The sequence below is a fragment of the Bradyrhizobium sp. JHI2711 genome (assembly GCF_056156565.1).
This window is the reverse complement of the sequence record NZ_JBPZPT010000003.1, coordinates 639,120-658,537: the sequence shown is the minus strand read 5'-3', so window position 1 is coordinate 658,537 and position 19,418 is coordinate 639,120. Positions and strand designations below refer to the sequence as shown.

General features: G+C 65.3%; 16 protein-coding genes. 10 read left to right on the top strand and 6 right to left on the bottom strand.

Annotation, left to right across the window (positions count from 1 at the left end; genetic code table 11):
- Positions 1–682: 682 nt before the first annotated feature.
- The 4 genes from ACTEK7_RS25435 to ACTEK7_RS25420 all read right to left on the bottom strand — a co-directional run bounded on the left by ACTEK7_RS25435 (position 683) and on the right by ACTEK7_RS25420 (position 5,237).
- The gene (locus ACTEK7_RS25435; protein WP_225147289.1) at positions 683–2,704 is read right to left on the bottom strand and encodes a YgiQ family radical SAM protein; all 2,022 of its coding nucleotides are present in this window, start codon (positions 2,702–2,704) and stop codon (positions 683–685) included.
- An 84-nt stretch (positions 2,705–2,788) separates the two neighbouring features.
- Positions 2,789–3,913: an amidase gene (locus ACTEK7_RS25430; RefSeq protein ID WP_345944113.1), complete on the bottom strand. Its 1,125-nt coding sequence runs from the start codon at positions 3,911–3,913 to the stop codon at positions 2,789–2,791.
- Positions 3,886–4,200 carry a hypothetical protein gene (locus ACTEK7_RS25425; protein ID WP_225147290.1) on the bottom strand — a complete coding sequence of 105 codons (315 nt, stop codon included), beginning with the start codon at positions 4,198–4,200 and terminating at the stop codon, positions 3,886–3,888. Before ACTEK7_RS25425 ends, ACTEK7_RS25430 begins: the two co-directional genes overlap by 28 nt.
- A 2-nt stretch (positions 4,201–4,202) precedes the next feature.
- Positions 4,203–5,237 (bottom strand): LacI family DNA-binding transcriptional regulator, encoded by a 1,035-nt coding sequence (locus ACTEK7_RS25420; protein WP_225147291.1) that lies wholly within the window; start codon positions 5,235–5,237, stop codon positions 4,203–4,205.
- Between the two features lie 202 nt (positions 5,238–5,439).
- On the opposite strand from ACTEK7_RS25420, the gene ACTEK7_RS25415 reads away from it, so the two are divergent.
- The 6 genes from ACTEK7_RS25415 (at position 5,440) to ACTEK7_RS25390 (ending at position 11,189) form a co-directional block, all read left to right on the top strand.
- Complete coding sequence (locus ACTEK7_RS25415; RefSeq protein ID WP_036014490.1) at positions 5,440–6,381, top strand: ABC transporter permease; 942 nt, start codon at positions 5,440–5,442, stop codon at positions 6,379–6,381.
- The gene (locus tag ACTEK7_RS25410) at positions 6,381–7,289 is read left to right on the top strand and encodes an ABC transporter permease (RefSeq protein ID WP_225147292.1); all 909 of its coding nucleotides are present in this window, start codon (positions 6,381–6,383) and stop codon (positions 7,287–7,289) included. The genes ACTEK7_RS25415 and ACTEK7_RS25410 overlap by 1 nt, the downstream gene beginning before the upstream one ends.
- Entirely contained in the window at positions 7,286–8,275 is a 990-nt protein-coding gene (locus ACTEK7_RS25405) for an ABC transporter ATP-binding protein (RefSeq protein WP_225147293.1), read from the top strand. Before ACTEK7_RS25410 ends, ACTEK7_RS25405 begins: the two co-directional genes overlap by 4 nt.
- Complete coding sequence (locus ACTEK7_RS25400) at positions 8,272–9,300, top strand: ABC transporter ATP-binding protein (protein ID WP_225140565.1); 1,029 nt, start codon at positions 8,272–8,274, stop codon at positions 9,298–9,300. Before ACTEK7_RS25405 ends, ACTEK7_RS25400 begins: the two co-directional genes overlap by 4 nt.
- Before the next feature lie 25 nt (positions 9,301–9,325).
- Positions 9,326–10,891: an ABC transporter substrate-binding protein gene (locus tag ACTEK7_RS25395; RefSeq protein WP_225113405.1), complete on the top strand. Its 1,566-nt coding sequence runs from the start codon at positions 9,326–9,328 to the stop codon at positions 10,889–10,891.
- Positions 10,892–11,051: 160 nt separating this feature from the next.
- The gene (locus ACTEK7_RS25390; protein WP_162130853.1) at positions 11,052–11,189 is read left to right on the top strand and encodes a hypothetical protein; all 138 of its coding nucleotides are present in this window, start codon (positions 11,052–11,054) and stop codon (positions 11,187–11,189) included.
- A 6-nt stretch (positions 11,190–11,195) separates the two neighbouring features.
- Here the strand turns inward: ACTEK7_RS25390 and ACTEK7_RS25385 are convergent, their stop codons facing one another.
- Together ACTEK7_RS25385 and ACTEK7_RS25380 are read right to left on the bottom strand one after the other, a co-directional pair.
- Positions 11,196–11,861: a GntR family transcriptional regulator gene (locus ACTEK7_RS25385; protein WP_225147294.1), complete on the bottom strand. Its 666-nt coding sequence runs from the start codon at positions 11,859–11,861 to the stop codon at positions 11,196–11,198.
- Between the two features lie 7 nt (positions 11,862–11,868).
- Positions 11,869–13,281, bottom strand: a complete 1,413-nt coding sequence (locus ACTEK7_RS25380; RefSeq protein ID WP_225147295.1) for an FAD-binding oxidoreductase — start codon at positions 13,279–13,281, stop codon at positions 11,869–11,871.
- A 164-nt stretch (positions 13,282–13,445) separates the two neighbouring features.
- Between ACTEK7_RS25380 and ACTEK7_RS25375 the strand changes: the two genes are divergently transcribed.
- From ACTEK7_RS25375 to ACTEK7_RS25360, 4 genes are all read left to right on the top strand, one after another.
- Positions 13,446–14,330 carry a dihydrodipicolinate synthase family protein gene (locus ACTEK7_RS25375; protein WP_225147296.1) on the top strand — a complete coding sequence of 295 codons (885 nt, stop codon included), beginning with the start codon at positions 13,446–13,448 and terminating at the stop codon, positions 14,328–14,330.
- Between the two features lie 193 nt (positions 14,331–14,523).
- Positions 14,524–16,857, top strand: coding sequence for a TonB-dependent siderophore receptor (locus ACTEK7_RS25370; RefSeq protein WP_225147297.1), 2,334 nt, complete (start codon positions 14,524–14,526; stop codon positions 16,855–16,857).
- Positions 16,858–16,859: 2 nt separating this feature from the next.
- Positions 16,860–18,056, top strand: coding sequence for a PepSY-associated TM helix domain-containing protein (locus tag ACTEK7_RS25365; RefSeq protein ID WP_225144951.1), 1,197 nt, complete (start codon positions 16,860–16,862; stop codon positions 18,054–18,056).
- Between the two features lie 76 nt (positions 18,057–18,132).
- Positions 18,133–19,365, top strand: a complete 1,233-nt coding sequence (locus tag ACTEK7_RS25360) for a rhodanese-like domain-containing protein (protein WP_225147298.1) — start codon at positions 18,133–18,135, stop codon at positions 19,363–19,365.
- The last annotated feature ends 53 nt before the right edge of the window (positions 19,366–19,418 follow it).

Below are 19,418 nucleotides of genomic sequence, written 5' to 3'. Positions count from 1 at the left end.
CAATCCGCGTGGCGGCCCGACCATCGCTCGACCTGTCGCTGCTCAATGCAACGAGCACCCATGTGTCGTTATACAGAGCGATCGTGGCAATTCAACCTCGAAACAAGGGCCGGCGACAGGTCTGGAGTCCACTAAGGGTCAAGACGCGAAGAACTAAGGCTTCGTCAATCTGGTCCGCTCTGACGCGATCAGCGGACTTCCGTCAGACTTCACGCAACTTCGCCGCTGGGCCAAAAGCCGCGAGCACCTCGAGCGCGGTAAAGCCGGCAGCGGGTATCGCAACCTCCCGCTGGGCTGCTGGCGATCAAGCGATCATGAGCGCCGCCGCCTGCAGCACGTCGAGCCGCGGAACGGACTGCGCGCACGACGCGGTCGTGAACTCGACGACACCCGTGCTCAACAACGGAAGGGGCTCCCGATCCCGGTACATCCGATGCTGGCATTCTGCTCCTGTTTTGCCCGACGGAGCAACGGCTTCGTCTGATCAGCCGAATCAGAAGCAACTATTCGAAAAAATTGTGCTCGATCAACGAGCTAAAGGCGAGTGACGCGCCATCCGATCTCGTGGCGCTCTAAGCTGTTGATTTTGCTGCCCCTGCCTACTGTGCATGGGGTTGTTTTCGAACTTTTGTTTGGGAGAGCGCGAAAGCGCCCCCGACTCGCGCCTCATCCGGCTCGCGCGCTACTTCATCACCCGCAGGCCCTTGGTCGTAAACTTCTGCGTCTTGCCGCCGGGCCGCATTGGTCGCCTGGTGCCGGCGGCCTTGCCGGTGCCGGGAGGCTGGTGCGCAGGCACGAGCTGATGCGGCTGCGAGCCGATCAGGTCGCGGCGGCCCATCTCGATCAAGGCCTCGCGCAGCAGCGGCCAATTGTCGGGGTCGTGGTAGCGCAGGAACGCCTTGTGCAGGCGGCGCTGGCGCAGGCCCTTGATCGCCTCGACCTTGTCGCTGCCGCCGTGGCGCACGCCGCGCAAGGGGTTGACGCCGGTGTGATACATCGCAGTCGCGGTCGCCATCGGCGAGGGCAGGAAGGTCTGCACCTGGTCGGCGCGATAGCGGTTCTTCTTCAGCCACAGCGCGAGGTTCATCATGTCCTCGTCGGTCGTGCCCGGATGCGCCGCGATGAAGTAGGGGATCAGGTAATATTTCTTGCCGGCGCGCTCGGCCGCCTCGTCGAACATGCGCTTGAACTTGTTGTAGGCGCCGATGCCCGGCTTCATCATCTTGTCCAGCGGGCCGCGCTCGGTATGTTCAGGCGCGATCTTCAAGTAACCGCCGACGTGGTGGGTGACGAGCTCCTTGATGTATTCGGGGCTCTCGACCGCGAGGTCGTAGCGCACGCCGGAGGCGACCATCACCTTCTTGATACCCTTGGTCTCGCGCACCTTGCGATAGAGCCGGATCAGGTCGTCATGCGAGGTGTTGAGGTTCGGGCAGATCTCGGGGAAGACGCAGGAGGGACGGCGGCACGCCGCCTCGACCTTCGGATCCTTGCACGCCATCCGGTACATGTTCGCGGTGGGGCCGCCGATGTCGGAGATGACGCCGGTGAAGCCCGGCGTCTTGTCGCGGATGCGCTCGATCTCGCGCAGGATCGAGCCTTCCGAGCGGTTCTGAATGATGCGGCCCTCGTGCTCGGTGATCGAGCAGAAGGTGCAGCCGCCGAAACAGCCGCGCATGATCGTCACCGAGAACTTGATCATCTCCCAGGCGGGGATGCGGGCATCGCCATAGGACGGGTGCGGCGCGCGCGCGTAAGGCAGATCGTAGACCGCGTCCATCTCTTCCGTCGTGAGTGGGATCGGCGGCGGATTGAGCCAGAGGTCGCGGTCGCCATGGCGCTGCACCAGCGGCCGCGCATTGCCGGGATTGCTCTCCCGGTGCAGCACGCGCGAGGCGCGCGCATAGGCTTCCTTGTCCTGCTCGACCTGCTCCAGCGCCGGCAGGCGGATCACGGTTAAGCCCTTCTGGCGCGATGCGCCCTCGTCGGCGGACTCGAGATCGTCGGCGTGCAGCTCGGTGTAATCGTCCGGCACTTTTCGGAACAGCGCCACGCCCCTGATGTCGTCGAGCTCGCGCGGCGCTTCGCCAGCCGCGAGCCGGTGCGCCACTTCGACCACGGCACGCTCGGCGTTGCCGTAGAGCAGCAAGTCCGCCTTGGCGTCCGCCAGCACCGAGCGGCGCACCTTGTCGGACCAGTAATCGTAATGTGCGATCCGGCGCAGCGAGGCCTCGATGCCGCCGAGCACGATCGGGGTGTCCTTGAACGCCTCGCGGCAGCGCTGGGCGTAGACGATGGTGCAGCGGTCCGGCCGCTTGCCGCCTTCGCCGCCCGCCGTATAGGCGTCGTCGCTGCGGATGCGCCGGTCGGCGGTGTAGCGGTTCACCATGGAATCCATGTTGCCGCCGGTGACGCCAAAGAACACTCTTGGCTTGCCGAGCGCCTTGAACGGCTCCGCCGAATGCCAGTCCGGCTGCGCGATGATGCCGACCCGAAAACCCTGCGCCTCCAGCAGGCGGCCGATGATCGCCATGCCGAAGCTCGGATGGTCGACATAGGCATCCCCGGTCACCAGCACGATGTCGCAGGCGTCCCAGCCGAGCGCGTTCATCTCGGCGCGGCTCATGGGGAGGAACGGCGCCGGCTTGCGCGGGCGGGCCTGGGCCATCAGCGGCTTTTCGGCGGCAATCATCTGGGTGTCCATGGCGCCTACGCATAGGGCTCCGAGGCCATGAATTCAACCGACGGGCGCGTGAAAGATCAGGTTCCGCGGGACATCGCCTTTCCCTCAGGATGGCGAGGAAAACGCCTGCTCGATCCGCGCCGCGAAGGAGATCAGGCGCTCCTCGCTGTGCGGTGGGCCGACGACCTGCAAGGAGACCGGCATGCCGGCCCCATCGCGGCCGGCGGGCACCGCCAGCGCAGGGCAGCCGAGGATCGACCAGACATAGGTGATCATGATCCAGTCGATGTAGATCTTCGATGCGGTCCCCTCGATCTCGGCCGGCCACATGATCTCGACCGGAAAGGGCGCGACCTGCACGGTCGGGCAGATCAGGATGTCGATGTCGCCGAAGAAATCCTGCATGCGCCGATAGATGGCCGCGCGCTGCTCTATCGCGGCCGCGATGTCTGTTGCGGAGAGGCTTTCACCATAGGCGATGTCGCCCGCCACCTCGGGCGTGAAGGCCGCGCGCGATTGCGGCCAAAGTCTGCTCCAGGTGGCAAGATAGGCGAGACCACGCAGCGCGCGGATCACGCGCGGCAGCCCGGCGAGATCAGGGGCGGTCTCGCTCATCCTGCAGCCGGCGGGTTGGAGCCGGTCGATCGCGCCGCGGAAGGCGGAACGGATGTCGTGATCGACCGGCAGCAGGCCGAGATCCTCGGACACCGCTATTCGCTCCGCCCATCCGGGTCGTGCGGCGGCGTTGCGGAACGATGCGGGATGCTCGCGCGACAACAGATCGGGCGGATGGAAGCCGGCCATCGCATCCAGCATCAAGGCAAGATCGGGAATCGTCCGCGCCATCGGTCCCTCGACGAAAACGGTGTCGAACGGATCGGAGAGCGGCTTTCTCGGCACGAGGCCCGGTGTGGGCCTCAGCCCCGCAACACCGCAAAATGCGGCCGGCGTGCGCAGGCTGCCGCCGACATCGTTGCCATGGGCGAGATAGACCTGATGCGCGGCCAGCGCCGCTGCCGATCCGCCGGAGGAGCCGCCCGCGGTCAGCGCAGGAAAGAACGGATTGCGCGTCGCGCCGAACAGCGCGTTGGTGGTGTTGGCGCCGCCGAGCTCCGACAGATTGCTCTTGCCCACGACGATGGCGCCATTGCGCTGGAGACGATCGATCGCGGGATTCGATATCTCGGGAGCGCCGCGGGCCGTCAGCGCGCTGCCGCCGCTGGTCGGCACGCCTGCGACATCGGTGTTGTCCTTGACCGCGAGCGGAAGCCCGCAGAGCAGGGCCAGTCCTCACCGGCCGCCTTTTTCTCCATAAGCCGCCGTGCTTCACCCCGTGCGGCCTCGAAGCAGCGAACCGGAATCGCGTTGATTCCCGCATCCGTCGCTTCGATCCTGTCGATCGCGGCATCGACCACGTCGAGCGGCGACAGATGGCCTTTGCGAATCTCGGCAATGGCGTCGACGGCGGACAGCGCAAGAATGCCGGTGGAAGGCGCAAGGCCGGGCGCATCACTCATCTCTATGTCCGGATCGCGGCGGTGGACCCGCGCACCACCAGCGCCGGCTGAAGCTGGATCGATCTCGCCTCTCCCTCGACGCCGGAACGTCCCTCCGAAACTCGCGACAGCAGGGTCGAGACCGTGGTTTGGGCAATCGCCTCGGATGGCTGCGTCACGATGGTCATGCCCGGCCGCACCAAGCCGGCCCACGGAGGCTCGTCGACCGCGATGACGGAGAGGTCGTCGGGAATCGAGAGACCGCGCTCGGCAATGGCGCGAAGCAGTCCGAGCGACAGATGATTGTTGGTGGCGAAGATCGCGGTCGGTCGCTGCGCATGCCGCAGGAGCCGCATTGCGGCGGCATGGCCGGCGGCCTCGGAGAAATTGTCCTTCTCGATCAGCCGTTCGTCGAGGGTGGTGCCGCGCGAGGCCAGGCCGCTTCGGAGGCCATCGAGGCGGTGGCGCGCGATCTGATGCTCGGGCGATCCCATGATCACGGCGATGCGGCGATGGCCGAGATCGTCGAGATGTTCGGCCGCGAGCCGTCCCAGCGCAACGTTGTCGGTCGTGACCGAATCGAGGTCGAGCCCCTCGATGCGTCGGTCCACCAGAATGCCCGGCATCGGCAAGTCCGCCAGCGCGGCCTGGCGTCCGCTCCAGCCGCGCCGGGTCGGGATGACGATGACGCCGTCGGCGCGCTGCGACAGCAGCATGGCAAGATGCCGCTCTTCGCGCCCGGGGTCTTCGGCACTGTTGCAGAGAATGACGGAATAGCCCGCGGCGCTCGACAGCCGCTCGATGCTCTCGACGAGCCTCAGGAAATAGGGATTGGCGAGGTCTGCCACGAGCAGCCCGAGGATGCGCGTAGCGCCGCTGCGCAGGCTGCGGGCGCTGGCATGCGGTGCATAGCCGAGCTTGCGTGCTGCCGCATTGACGCGCGCCTGGAGGAGCTCGCTGACCTTGCCCGACCGGTTGAGCGTCTTCGACACGGTGGCCACGGAGACACCGGCGAGCCGGGCGACCTCGTGGATAGTGGGCAATGGCCCTGCCGGCATCAACCATTCTCCTGTTAAACGTTTTTGTATTGGTTGGATTGACTGGAGGCAAGCCATAAGAGCATGAGAAGTGTACAATACCGTTGCGATAGACCAGCTTCCGTGCTTCATTAGAAAAACGTTTAACTAAGACCAGGGAGGCAATGGTGCGTGGGCTGGATGGCGTCCGGCGATCGCCGGTCTGCATTTGCAGGCGCTCGGCATGACCGGCTATGTGGTCGGTCGGCTGTTCGCGGCCATCCCCGTGCTGCTCGCCGTCGCGGTATTCGTCTTTCTGCTGCTCAGCCTCGTGCCGGGTGATCCCGCCGTGCTGATCGCCGGTGACTTCGCCTCGCCGCCACAGGTGGAGGCGGTGCGCCAGGCGCTCGGACTCAATCTGCCGCTGCTGCCGCGTTTCCTCGCATGGGCCGGCCGCATCCTGAGCGGCGATTTCGGCCTGTCGCTGTTCAGCCGCATCCCGGTCTCGCAGCTCGTCGCCCAGCGGATCGAGCCGACGCTGCTTCTCTCTCTCATGACGATCACGATTGCGGTCGTCGTCGCCGTGCCGCTCGGCCTCGTCGCCGCCTATCGTCCGAGGGGGCTCGTCGCGCGCCTGACCATGGCGGGAGCGGTGCTCGGCTTCTCATTGCCGGTCTTCGTCGTCGCTTTCGCGCTTGTCTATACGCTCGCACTCGGCCTGCACTGGTTTCCGGTGCAGGGCTATAAGCCGCTGTCGCAGGGCGTGCTGGCCTGCCTGCATTCGCTCGTGCTGCCCGCGATCTCGCTGAGCTTCCTCTATATCGCCTTGATCGCGAGGGTGACGCGCGCTGCGGTGCTGGAGGTGCTGCGCGAAGATTATGTCCGCACCGCCCATGCCAAGGGGCTCGCGGCCCGCAAAATCATCGTACGGCACGTGCTCAGCAATGCCGCAGTCCCGATCATCACGGTCGTCGGCATCGGATTTGCCGCGCTGCTTGGCGGCGTCGTCGTTACCGAGACCGTGTTTTCCATTCCCGGCCTCGGCCGGCTGACCGCAGACTCCATTCTCCGGCGCGACTATCCGGTGGTGCAAGCCCTGATCCTGCTGTTCGCCTTCGTCTATGTCGTCGTCAATCTCGTGGTCGACATTCTCTACGCTGTCGTCGATCCGCGGATCCGGTACTGATGCAGGACGAGCCGATGGCGATGACCCACGCAGCTGAAGGGCTCGATGCGCCGGACATCGGTGTCAACCGGTTTGCGCAGATCGCGAGCCTGCCGGTTCGCCAGCCCATACTGGCTCTGAGTTGCGTTCTGCTGCTCGCCTTTGGCGTGACGGCCGTCGTGAGCCCGTGGATCACCGCGGATCCCGCTGCGCTGGACCCGCTGAACCGGCTTCAGCCGCCGTCGCCGGCGGAGCCCTTCGGCACCGATCAAGTCGGACGTTCCGTGTTTGCCCGCGCGCTGGTGGGAACGCGGGTTTCGCTGTCGGTCGGCATTGCCGTTGCGGTTCTCACCACGCTGATCGGCGTGTGCATCGGTGTCATCGCCGGTTATTTCCGCAGCGTCGACAAGATCGTAATGCGCGCGATGGATGCGGTGATGGCGATCCCCGCGATCCTGCTCGCGATCGCACTCGTGGCGCTGATTGGCGCTTCGCCCATCGTGATCGTCACGGCGATCAGCCTCCCGGAAATTCCCCGCATGGCGCGCGTGGTGCGCGCCAGCGTTCTCAGCTTGCGCGAACGCGCCTATGTCGAGGCCGCCATCACTTGTGGCGGGCGTACCGTGACCATCCTGCATCGTCACATCCTGCCCGGCGCTGCCGGGCCGATCATGGTGCAGTCGACCTACGTCTTTGCCTCCGCGATGATCCTGGAATCGATCCTGTCGTTTCTCGGTGCGGGCACGCCGCCCGACGTGCCGAGCTGGGGCAACATGATGTCGGAGGGACGGCAGTTCCTGCAGATCGCGCCGTGGATTCTCGGCTTCCCAGCCTTGATGCTGGCGATGACGGTGCTCGCCGCCAACCTGCTCGGAGATGTGCTTCGCGACCTGCTCGATCCGAGCTTTGCGGGAGGCGAGATGCGATGAGTACGCCGCTGCTCTCCGTCGAGAACCTCTCCATTACACTCAACACGCGAGGCACCCCGGTGCCGCTCGTCCGCAACGTCTCGTTTGCGATCGATCCGGGTGAAACGCTGTGCCTCGTCGGCGAGAGCGGCTGCGGCAAGAGCCTGACCGCGCTCTCCATCATCGGCCTGCTCAACCGAAGCGTCATGCAGGTCGCTTCCGGTCGCATCCTCTTCGAGGGGCGCGATCTCGTCACGCTCGGGGCCGAGGAACTGCGCAAGCTCCGGGGCGACCGTCTCGCGATGGTGTTTCAGGAGCCGATGACGTCGCTCAATCCGCTGCTGCGGGTCGGCGAGCAGATCGCGGAGGTGATCGTCGAGCATCGTGGCGTGTCCGAGGCGGACGCGCGGCGGCAGGCGGTCGGATTGCTCGATCTCGTCCGCATTCCGGATGCGCGGCGACGGGCCTCCGAATTTCCGCACCAGCTTTCCGGTGGCATGCGGCAGCGCGTGATGATCGCGATGGCGCTCGCCCTGCGCCCTGCATTGCTGATCGCCGACGAGCCGACCACCGCGCTCGACGTCACCATCCAGGCCCAGGTCTTGACCCTGATCGACGATCTGCGTCGCGAGTTCGGCACGTCCGTGCTCCTGATCACGCACGATCTCGGGGTCGTCGCGGAAATGGCCGACCGGGTCGTCGTGCTCTACGCCGGCAGCATCGTCGAGCAGGCCGGCGTCGACGGCATCTTCGATGCCGCGGCCCATCCCTATACGCGCGGCCTGCTTGGGGCGATCGGCCAGCTCAACAGCGGCACCCGCGATCGTCTCGCCGAGATTCCCGGCAGCGTGCCGAGCCCGGTCTCGCTCGGCACGGGCTGCGCCTTTCGCCAGCGCTGCGGCGCGGCGATGCCGGTGTGTCACTCGGAGTCGCCGTTGTTGTCGGGCGCTGACGAGCACCTGACGGCATGCTGGCTGGGCAAGGCCGGCGCGATGGTGCCGGCATGAGCGCCGTCCTCGAGGTCTCAGGTCTGACCCAGATCTTCACCTCACGGCAGGGGCCGTTCGGATTGTTCGGCCGGCGCGATCTTCGCGCCGTCGACGACGTCAGCTTCGTCGTCGCGCGCGGACGTACCTTCTGCCTCGTTGGTGAAAGCGGCTGCGGCAAGACCACGATCGGCCGCATGGTCGTGCGCCTGTTGCGGCCGACGGCCGGCTCGGTCCACATCAATGGCGAGGACTTCGGCAATCTCTCCGGCGAGACGCTGCGCAGGAAGCGCCAGCAGGTGCAGATGGTGTTCCAGGATCCCTTCGCCTGCCTCAACTCGCGCATGACCGCGGCGGAGATCGTCGAAGAGCCCTTGCAGAATTTCGGCATCGGCGATGCGGTGTCGCGACGGCGGAAGGTCGCGCGTCTGTTCGACCAGGTCGGACTGCCCCAACATTTTCGCGCACGTCTGCCGCATCATCTGTCGGGCGGACAGCGGCAGCGCCTCGGCATCGCGCGGGCGCTCGCCGCGGATCCCGCGCTGATCGTCGCGGACGAGGCGGTCGCGGCGCTGGACGTGTCGATCCGCTCCCAGATCCTGAATCTCCTGAAGGATGTCCAGCGCGAGATCGGGATCTCCTATCTGTTCATCTCGCATGATCTCGCCGTGGTGCGCTATCTCGCGGACGACGTGGCGGTGATGTATCTCGGCGCCATCGTCGAGCAGGGGCCGGCGAAAGCCGTGTTCGCTGCACCGGTGCATCCCTATACGCGGGCGTTGATCGATTCCGTCCCTGCGGTCCACCCGCGCAACCGGCGCCGCCGCGCGGCTCTCGAAGGCGAGGTGCCGAGTGCCGCTTCGCTGCCGTCCGGATGCCGCTTTCGCACGCGCTGTCCGTTCGCGACGGACATTTGCGCGCAAGCGGCGCCGGCGATGACTGAAGTCACGCCCGGCCATGCCGTCGCCTGTCATCACGCAGGATCGCTGCCACGCTTCGACGCGCCGGGTCCGGGCCGGGCCGTAGCCCCCGACGCAGTTGCCTAGAAACAGAAAACGGGAGGAGTATCAAATGAGATCGCCGAACGGAATATTTGCGGTCATGATGGCGGCAGGTTGGCTTGGTGCAATATCGCCTGCCGTTGCGGAGACGGTGCTCAAGATCCGCCCCTTCGGCGATCTCAAGCAGATCGATCCCGTGATCACGTCCGACTATATGGTTCGTAACCACGGCTATATGGTGTACGACACGCTGTTCTCGCTGGATGAGAAGCTCGTCGCGCAGCCGCAGATGCTGGAGTCCTTTGCGGTCGGCAGCGATCAACTCACCTACACCTTCACGCTGCGCGGCGGCCTGACCTTCAGCAACGGCCAGCCGGTCACCGCGGAGGATGCGGTCGTATCGCTGAAGCGCTGGTGGCAGCGCGATGGCCTTGGCCAACAGCTTGCCTCCGTCAGCGACAGCCTGACGGTCAAGGACGAAAAAACCTTCGAGCTGAAGCTCAAACGTCCTTGGGGGCTGGTGATCGAGGCGCTCTCCAAGCCGAGCTCCAACGTGCCCTTCATCATGCCGAAGGGGATCGCTGCGACGCCGGCGGACACCGCCATCACGGATGCGACCGGCTCGGGTCCCTTCATCATGAAGAAGGACGAGTGGGTTCCGGGCTCCAAGGTCGTTTACGTCAAGAGCCCGTCCTACAAGTCGCGCGCGGAGCCGGCGAGCGGGCTTGCCGGCGGCAAGCTCGCCAAGGTCGACCGGGTCGAATGGCATTACATCCCGGATGCGCAGACCGCGCTCAATGCACTCCAGGCCGGCGAGATCGACATTTTCGAGGAGGTGCCGCCGGACTTCCTGCCGACGCTTGCCGGCAATCCCGACATCAAGACGATGCCGCAGGACACGCTCGGCATGCAGATGGTGTTCCGCATGAACATTTCGGTCCCGCCGTTCAACAATCCAAAGGTCCGGCAGGCGATCAGCTACATGATCGACCAGGACAAGTTCGCGCGAGCCTATGTCAGCGACCCCAAGCTCTACAAGAGCTGCCCGAGCTTCTACATGTGCTCGTCACCCTATTTCACGGCCGCCGGCTGGACCAAGCCCGATATCGAAAAGGCCAAGAAGCTGATTGCCGAGAGCGGTTATGACGGTACGCCGGTCGTGGTGCTGCATGCGACCGAAAGCGGGCCCACGAATACGTTCAGCCTCGTTGCCGAGCAGTTGATGCGTCAGATCGGCCTCAAGGTCGAACCTCAGGCGATGGACTGGGGCACGCTGGTTGGACGGCGCGCGTCCAAGGAAACCGTCGACAAGGGCGGCTGGTCACTGTTCATGTCGGGACCGACGGGCGCCGACATGTTCGAGCCGGTCGGCCACCTTGGGCTGCGCGCAAACTGCGACAAGGCCTGGTTCGGCTGGCCTTGCGACGAGCAGATCGAAAAGCTGCGCAACGAATTCGCGTTGGCGACAGATCCCGAGCAGAAAAAGAAGATCGCAGCCGACCTCCAGCTCCGCGCCGTCGACTATGTGCCGTATTGGCCGGCTGCACAGCTCTATCTGGTGCGGGCGGTACGCAGCAACGTTGACGGCATCGTAAAGGGGGCGGTCCCGGTCTACTGGAATATCACCAAGAAGTAGTGCGATCCGGCACGGCGCCGGAGGAACCAATCGCTCCCAGCGACATTCAGATTGAGGGTTCGACGCGGGCCCGGGTTGCGCGCGCCTCCATCGTTTCGGCGTCCGTGACGTCGCCTCTGGCGATGGGGGAATCGTGGGTACGGTCATAGAGAACTTGCTGATGCGGAAGCAGAAGCTGGTGGAACAGCTCGAACAGGCGCCATCGGTGGAGGATCGCGACCGAATCGAGCACCAGCTCGAGCAGATCAACACCGCGCTGGATTTTCTGGACAGGCCGGGATCGAAGGAGGAGCGGTAGACGCGCTCAATCCACCTTCAACGCCCTAGCATAGACCATTCCCGAATTCGTGATGTGCGTCGTCATCAGGCCTTCGAAGGCGGCGAACTCGCCGCGCGCGAACAGATCGAGCAGCTTGCGGTGCTCGTCGAAGGACGTGCGGGTGCGCACGTCGATCGGCGAGGTCAGATTGGTGCGCAGCGCGGCGACGCGGCCGGAGACGAGCTGATAGGATTCGGCGAGATAGCGGTTGCTGCAATGGGCGAACAGCGCCTCGTGAAAAGCGGTGTCGGCGCGGCCATAGGCGATGTTGTCCTTTGCCGCGACGGCCGGCTCCATCGCCGCGATCGCCGCGCTCATGGACGCAATCGCGCCGTCGCGGTCATTGCGGAAGGCGAGCTCGGCGGCCTTGGGCTCGAGCGCAATGCGGAAGGTGCAGAGCGCATGGATGTCGTCCGCACTCGGCGTGAAGACGAAGCTGCCGACCTGGGGTCGGATCACCACGAGTCCCTGCGCCTGCAGCTGGCCCATGGCCTCGCGCACCGGTGTGCGGCTGACGCCGAAGGAATTGGCCACCATCTCCTCGGAGATGGCAGCGCCTAACGCGAACTCGCCGTCGATGATGGCCTGGCGCAGCCGCAGCATCACCCGCTGCGACAGCGATTTCGGCGTATCGAGCTTGAGCGATCGCATCGTGCGTTCAGATCACCTTGCCGGGATTGAGCAGGTGATCGGGGTCGAGCGCCGCCTTGAGCGTGCGCATCAGCGCGATCTCGGCCTCGCCCCTCGCATGGCCCAGCCATTGCTTCTTCAAGGTGCCGATGCCGTGCTCGGCGGAGACGCTGCCGCCGAGCTCGCGGACCAGACGGTAGATGATCGCGTCCATCTCCTCCTTCGGCTGCTGCGCGACGGAAAGGCCGGTGACCCAGGCGACGAGATGCAGATTGCCGTCGCCGATATGGCCGTAATAGACGCTCTCGCAACCCTCGATGCCCGCAGCGAGCGCCGCCTTGCAGCGTGTGACGAACTCGTCCATCCGTGCCACCGCAAGGCCGATGTCGTAGGAGATGTGCGGCCCCAGCACCTGACCGAATTCGGCGCAGACGTCGCGCACGCGCCAGAAGGCTTGCGTCTGCCCCAGCGATTGCGCGACAGCGGCATCCGCCAGCAGCCCGCGCTCCATCAGCTCCTCGAGCCAGCTCTGGAAGCGCGGCGCATCCATGCTCTCGTCGGTGCCCTGCGCTTCCACCAGCACGTAGAGACCGTGGCCTGGGGCGACCGGCAGCTTCACGCCGGCGCGCTTCGTGATCACGTCCCAATAATCCGGCCACATCACCTCGAAGGCGGACAGCAGCGGGCCGAGCCCTGAGCGCGCCGCGTCGAGCAGCGCGATCACCGCGGCATAATCCTTCAAGGCGCACAGCGCGGCCATGGTCGAGCGCGGCTTCGGGAACAGTTTTAGCACCACGCGCGTGATGATGCCGAGGGTGCCTTCCGAGCCGATGAACAGATGCTTCAGGTCATAGCCGGCATTGTTCTTCATCAGCTTGTTGAGGCTGGTGATGACGGTGCCGTCGGGCAGCACCACTTCGAGACCAAGCACCAGCTCGCGCGTCATGCCGTAACGGATCACGCGGTTGCCGCCGGCGTTGGTCGAGAGATTGCCGCCGATCGCGCAGGAGCCGCGCGAGCCGAGATCGAGCGGAAAGAAGAAGCCGGCTTCGTCGGCCGCCTTCTGGATCGTCTCCAGCGGCGTGCCGGCTTTCACCGTCATCGTCATCGAGGCGCGATCGATCTCCTCGATGCCGGTCATGCGCTCCAGCGAGATCGCGACCCAGCCCGCTTCGGGCGAAGCGCCGCGGCACAGTCCGGTCAGTCCGCCCTGCGGCACGAACGGCAGATGCGCCTGCCGGCAAGTCGTAATCGCGTCGGCAACGCCCTGCGCATCGACGGGGCGGATCACCGCGCGCGGCGTCTGCGGCAGGCTCGCGCTCCAGTCGTTGCAATTGCGCGCCGGCACATCTGTGCCAACAAGCACTGCCAGCGCGCCGAGCCTGTCGCGCAACGCGCCGAGCAATTGGTCGGGGCGTCCGGTGGGGGTCACCATGTTCATGCGAGACCTCCTCAAGATCTGGCCGCGCACATGGCGCGGATGATTGCATGAACGTTGTATGTAAGGTACAAGACCAAAAGTAAAGTGAAAACAAGGTCTCGGCAAGCGCGAAAGATCGTTGGAGATCAGCGGCTTGGCCGGGTGCGGCAGCAAAGGGTGGTGTGATGGCCGAGGCAATTTGCGGGTTCTGGGTGGCGTCGGCGACGCCGCTGGCGACGGACGGCAGTGTCGACGCCGCCAAGCTCGCCTCTCACGCCAAGCACCTCTTCGGCAAGGGCGTCGACGGCGTCGTGCTGTTCGGCACCACCGGCGAGGGGACCTCATTCAACGCCGCCGAACGGATTGCGACGATCGAAGCGATGCTCAAGGCCGGGGTCGCGGCGGAGCGCATCGGAATCGGCGGCGGCTTTCCGGCCATCACCGACAGCATTGCGCTGACGCGCGCCGTGCTCGGCCTCGGCCTGCGCCACGTGTTGCTGCTGCCGCCCTATTTCGATCGGAGTGTCACGCATGAAGGCATCGAGGACGCCTTTGCGGCCGTCATCGACGGTGTTGCCGACGATCGCCTGCGCGCCTCGCTCTACCACATTCCGCAAGTCTCGGGCGTTGCGATCCCGACGACAGTCGCCGCAAGCCTGCGCAAGCGCTACGGCCAAGTGGTTGCCGGTCTGAAGGACTCCAGCGGCGACTTCAAGCAGTTCCAAGCATTCCGTGCCGCCGCGCCCGAGCTCGCCATCACCGTCGGCAACGAACCCGATATCACTCGCGCGATCGCCGCCGGCGGCGCCGGCACCATCTGCGGCATGGCCAACATTGCGCCGGAGCTGGTCAAGGCGATGGTTGACGGCAAGAACGTCGAAGCGCGCATGCAGGCGGCGGTCGACGTCGTGCTGAAGACGCCCTCCCTTGTCCCAACGCTGAAGGCGATCCTTGCGGCGCAGACCGGCGATGCAGGTTGGTTGCGCGTGCGTCCGCCGCTCCGCGCTTTGTCGGACGGCAGTGCGTTCAAGCGGAAGCTCGACGAGTTGATCGCTCCCGCCATCGCGTGATCCGTGAAATCTCGGGTCACGATTTCGCGTGCAGCGTGTCATGCGCGGTGCACCGGCAATTCATGATTGCTGTTCAGCATCCGCCTCCTCTTAGAACAATTCAACACTAGAGCGATTCAAGCCCGGCTACGGTTCTCCTTGATCGCGGCGGCTGTTACAGGCGCACACTTCAATGCTCCTGACTTGAAGTGGAATGAAAGTGCGTGCCTTCGTGGATGGCCAACGTGACAACGGCCATCGAACCCGTGCCGGCAAGAGCCGTGCAGGTCTTCTCATGGGAGCAGCGGTGCTGCTCATCGAATATCCCTCCATCACGACGAGCGCACAGGCGCAATCGGCTCTGCCGCCGGTGACGGTGGAGGCGCCGGCGCCACGACCGAAGCCGGCACGTGCATCGGAGCAGTCGTCACGCCGCGCGCAAACGGCGGCGCGCCGCCAGCCCAGCCGCAATCCCGCACCCGCGGCGCCGACGCTGTCGGAGCGCGCCGCTGCCGTAGCCGCCGCACAGCAAGCCGCAAAGCTCGGCTACCGCGCGATGCCGAGCGCGACCACGCTGCGCAGCGGCGCCTCGCCGCTCGACACCTCGCAGGCCGTCAACGTCGTGCCTGCGCAGGTGCTGAAGGACCAGCTCCCGCGCAACATCGACGACGCGCTGAGCAACGTCTCCGGCGTCACCCAGACCAACACGCTCGCCGGCAGCCAGGACGCGGTGATCCGCCGTGGCTTCGGCGACAACCGCGACGGCTCGATCATGCGCAACGGCATGCCGCTGGTGCAGGGCCGCAGTCTCAATCCTGCGGTCGAAAGCGTCGAGGTGCTGAAAGGTCCGGCTTCGCTGCTCTACGGCATCATGGATCCCGGCGGCATCGTCAACACCATCAGCAAGCGGCCCGAGCTCTATCAGCATGGCTCGGTCACGCTGCTCGGCTCGGCCTTCAGTGCCTCCAAGACCGGTGCCGACGGCCTGCTCGACGTCACCGGTCCGATCGGCGACCAGGGGCTCGCCTATCGTTTCATCGGCTACGGCGTCAGCGAGGATTATTGGCGGAATTTCGGTCGTCACCGCGAGATGCTGGTTGCGCCCTCGCTCGCGTGGTACGGCCAGGACACCACGGTGCAGCTGAACTACGAGCACCGCGAGTTCATCTATCCGTTCGACCGCGGCACCGCGTTCAATCCGGTGACGAAGGCGCCGCTGGCCGTGCCCGCTACGCGCCGGCTGGATGAGCCTTTCAACAACACCTGGGGCACGTCCGATCTGATCCAGGCTTCGGTCGAGCACCGCTTCAACCAGGATTGGAAGCTCTACGCAGGCTACAGCTACAACACCGAAACCTTCAGCGCCAACCAGCTCCGCATCACCGGCATCAATTTCACGACCGGCGTCGAGACGCGCAGCAACGACGGCACGGGAAGCTCGCTAAGCAATGTCAGCTATGGAACATCCTATGTCTCGGGCGGCTTCTGGCTCGGCGACATGCGCAACGAGGTGCTATTCGGCGGCGACGGTCAGTATCGCACGATCTATCGCGACGTCTTGATCCGGCAGACAACTCCCGCCTTCAACGTCTACGATCCTGTCTATGGGCTGATCGGGCCTGGAACCAGGGTGTCGAACCCCGACAGCGCCCAGACCGACAAGCTTGGCCAGTGGTCGCTGTTCTTCCAGGACACGCTGCATCTGACCGAGCGGTTCGCACTGGTCGGTGGTGTGCGCTATATGGACTACGATCAGATCGCCGGACGCGGAAAGCCGTTCAACACCAACACAAACGTGTCGCAAGACAAGGTGCTCCCGCTTGGCGGCGCGATTTTCAAGCTGACCGACCAGATCTCGCTTTATGCGAGCTACACCGAATCGCTGAAGCCGAACTCGACGATTGCGCCGATCGGCGTGGTGATCGACTCCAGGGTCGCGCCCGAGGAGGGTGTGTCGTACGAGACCGGCGTGAAGTTCGACATCAACCGGCGCATCTCCGGGACCGTCGCATTCTACGACCTCGACAAGAAGAATGTGCAAACGACGAAGACGAACAGCGCGGGCGTGGTGGAGCTTCACACCGTCGGCCGCGCTCATTCGCGCGGCCTCGAAATCGACGTCACCGGCAGGCTCACCGACAGTTGGGCATTGATTGGGAGCTATGGCTATACCGACGCCCGCGTGACGGTCTCCGAGGATCTGACGTTGCTCGGCAAGAAGCTGCAAAACGTCGCCTTGAACACCGCTTCGCTCTATCTGGTCTACGACTTCGGCACCGCCTTGCCCGGCCAGCTCCGTCTCGGCGGCGGCGCGCGCTATGTCGGCGATCGTCCCGGCGATTCGATCAACAGCTTCTTCCTGCCGTCCTATGTCGTCGCAGACCTCTTTGCGACTTACGAGACGAAACACGAGCAGTTTCCGGTGGTGTACCAGGTGAACGTCAAGAACCTGTTCGACACGGTCTACTATCCCTCAGCCGTGAATAATTTAAACGTCGCTATCGGCGACGCGCGCCGGGTGTCTCTCTCGGCGACGGTGAAGTTCTAGCCATGGCCGCGCGGCCCGGGCACATGATCAAAACTGTCCTGCTCCAGGTCCATTCCATCGCAGGCCTGGTGCTCGCGCTGCTGCTAGCCTTGATCGCGCTGACCGGCGCGATCATGAGTTTCGAGGACGAGATCGTCGATCATCTCAACGCCGGCATCATGCATGTCGTGCCACGCGAGATGCCGGCGCTGATGCCGGACGAGCTGGTCGCGCGGCTGGGGGCGGGGCAAAATTTCGGTCAGGTCTCGGCCGTCATGTTGTCGAGCGATCCGACTGCGGCCGTGCGGGTCCGCTTCGCGCGCGACGAGCAGGGCGAGCGGCCGAATTCGCTCTATGTCGACCCCTATGATGCGCGCGTGCTGGGTGCGCCGCGCGGCGAGGCGTTCTTCGCGACGGTTCGGAAGCTGCATCGCTGGCTGCTGATCCCTGGCGATGCCAAGGGCTGGGGACGCCAGATCACCGGTGTGGCCGCGCTCGGCCTGATCGTCATGCTGGTCTCGGGCCTCGTGCTGCGCTGGCCCCGCCGCGTGCGCAGCGTGAAGATGTGGCTCAAGCCCAATCTCGGTCTCGGCGGACGCGGGCTGCATCGCTCGCTGCATGCGGTGATCGGCACCTGGGTTCTTCCGGTCTATCTGGTGATGACGCTCACGGGCCTGTGGTATTCGTTCGACTGGTACAAGGACGGCGTCGTCTGGCTGCTGTCGCGTCCAGAAGTCTCTGCCGCGAAGATGCAGCCAAGAATGTCCGCGAAGGCGCCGCGTGCGGCGGCTCGTTCCGAGCCGGCTCAGCCGATCGGGTTCGACCTGGCGTGGACGACGTTCCGGCGTGAGGAGGGCGACCGCTTCGCCAGGGCTTGGCTGACGCTGCCGCCGGGGCCTGGCACGTTAATACGGATCCGGTCTTGGGGAAAGGACTCGGCGCTCGATACTACGCGCGATGAATTCCGCATCGATGCCGTCACCGGTCAGGTCGCCTCCACGGAACGTTACGCCGACAAGACGTTCGGCGAGAAGATCATCGCCAACGTGCTCGATATCCATCGCGGCGCGGTCCTGGGCTGGCCCGGCAAGCTCGCCTTCATGATTGCTGCGGCACTGATGCCGCTGTTCTCGGTCACCGGCATTTTGCTCTATCTGTCGCGCCGCAAGCTGCGGCGCCCGGCGCAGCCGCCGCTTGGGCGGCTCGTTCCGGGCGAGTGAGTTGCAGCCGAAGAGGCTAGCCAACACCTCGACAATCGTTCAAAAGCCCGTGGCACGTCCTTGTCAGGTTTTCGCCATGAAGCTTCCGACCGTCACCCCCGCCGATATCCGCCGCGCCCTGCTCCTGCGCGAGGAGATCGCGCTGCTCGATCTCAGATACGAGGCTGCCTTTGCCACCGCCCATCCGCTGTTCGCCGCCAACATGGCCGCCGACCGGATCGCGATCGAGGCCGAGGTGCGGCTGCCGCGCAAGGACGTTGCGATCGTGCTTTATGATGACGGCGAGGGGCTCATCGCGTCCGGCGCCGAGGGTCTGGCTGCACTCGGCTACAGCAATGTCAGCGCACTCGACGGCGGGCTGAAGGCGTGGCGCGATGCAGGCTTCGAGGTTTTCGAGGACGTCAATTCCTATTCCAAGGCTTTCGGCGAGCTGGTCGAGTCGCGTCGCCACACGCCCTCGCTGAGTGCCGATGAGGTGGCAAAGCTGATCGCCGACAAGGCCAACATCGCCATCCTCGACGTCCGCCGCTTCGACGAATACGCGACCATGAACATCCCGGGCTCGGTCAGCGTGCCCGGCGCGGAGCTGGTGCTGCGGGCAGGCCAGGCCGCGCCCGATCCTGAAACCACCATCATCGTCAATTGCGCCGGCCGCACCCGCTCTATCATCGGCACGCAATCGCTGATCAATGCCGGCGTGCCCAACAAGGTGCGGGCGCTGCGCAACGGCACCATCGGCTGGACCCTGGCGCGGCACGGGCTCAATCACGGCGCCGACAGGCGCGGCGCGATCGGCCCGTTCGAGGGCGGTCCAGCCAATGCCCGCGACGTCGCCTATCGCGCCGGTGTTCGCCATATCGGAGCGAACGAGATGGCTGCGCTGGTCGCAGAGACCGATCGCACGCTGTATCGCTTCGACGTGCGCGATGCCGAGGACTATGCGGCCGGCCATCTCCCCGGCTTCCGCCATTATCCCGGCGGCCAGCTCGTGCAGGAAACCGACGTGGCCGCGCCCGTGCGCGGCGCGCGCATCGTCCTGACCGATGACAGATGCGTCCGCGCCGACATGACGGCGTCCTGGCTGGCGCAGATGGGTTGGGAAGTCTATGTGCTCGAGGGCGGCTATGATTGCGCGCTGGAAATCGGTCCACCGCAGGTCTTGCCGAAGCCCAACCCGGCCCATCGCTATCGCCGGCCCTATGAAGGCACCGATGTGGCCGAATCCGCGATGCAGGCCTATCTCGATTGGGAATACGGCCTCGTCGAGCAGCTCCGCCGCGACGGCACGCACGGGTTCTATGTGATTTGACCGAGCTCTGGGATGCCAAGCGCATCCTCAGCTCCGGCCGTCTTCTCCCCGTA

Bases quoted from the DNA above. Each gene is read 5' to 3' on its own strand.
- ACTEK7_RS25415 (WP_036014490.1), top strand. From the start codon at position 5,440: ATGACCGGCTATGTGGTCGGTCGGCTGTTCGCGGCCATCCCCGTGCTG.
- ACTEK7_RS25385 (WP_225147294.1), bottom strand. From the start codon at position 11,861: ATGCGATCGCTCAAGCTCGATACGCCGAAATCGCTGTCGCAGCGGGTG.
- ACTEK7_RS25405 (WP_225147293.1), top strand. From the start codon at position 7,286: ATGAGTACGCCGCTGCTCTCCGTCGAGAACCTCTCCATTACACTCAAC.
- ACTEK7_RS25435 (WP_225147289.1), bottom strand. From the start codon at position 2,704: ATGGACACCCAGATGATTGCCGCCGAAAAGCCGCTGATGGCCCAGGCC.
- ACTEK7_RS25390 (WP_162130853.1), top strand. From the start codon at position 11,052: ATGCGGAAGCAGAAGCTGGTGGAACAGCTCGAACAGGCGCCATCGGTG.
- ACTEK7_RS25370 (WP_225147297.1), top strand. From the start codon at position 14,524: ATGAAAGTGCGTGCCTTCGTGGATGGCCAACGTGACAACGGCCATCGA.
- ACTEK7_RS25420 (WP_225147291.1), bottom strand. From the start codon at position 5,237: ATGCCGGCAGGGCCATTGCCCACTATCCACGAGGTCGCCCGGCTCGCC.
- ACTEK7_RS25410 (WP_225147292.1), top strand. From the start codon at position 6,381: ATGCAGGACGAGCCGATGGCGATGACCCACGCAGCTGAAGGGCTCGAT.
- ACTEK7_RS25365 (WP_225144951.1), top strand. From the start codon at position 16,860: ATGGCCGCGCGGCCCGGGCACATGATCAAAACTGTCCTGCTCCAGGTC.
- ACTEK7_RS25375 (WP_225147296.1), top strand. From the start codon at position 13,446: ATGGCCGAGGCAATTTGCGGGTTCTGGGTGGCGTCGGCGACGCCGCTG.
- ACTEK7_RS25380 (WP_225147295.1), bottom strand. From the start codon at position 13,281: ATGAACATGGTGACCCCCACCGGACGCCCCGACCAATTGCTCGGCGCG.
- ACTEK7_RS25400 (WP_225140565.1), top strand. From the start codon at position 8,272: ATGAGCGCCGTCCTCGAGGTCTCAGGTCTGACCCAGATCTTCACCTCA.
- ACTEK7_RS25395 (WP_225113405.1), top strand. From the start codon at position 9,326: ATGAGATCGCCGAACGGAATATTTGCGGTCATGATGGCGGCAGGTTGG.
- ACTEK7_RS25360 (WP_225147298.1), top strand. From the start codon at position 18,133: ATGAAGCTTCCGACCGTCACCCCCGCCGATATCCGCCGCGCCCTGCTC.
- ACTEK7_RS25425 (WP_225147290.1), bottom strand. From the start codon at position 4,200: ATGAGTGATGCGCCCGGCCTTGCGCCTTCCACCGGCATTCTTGCGCTG.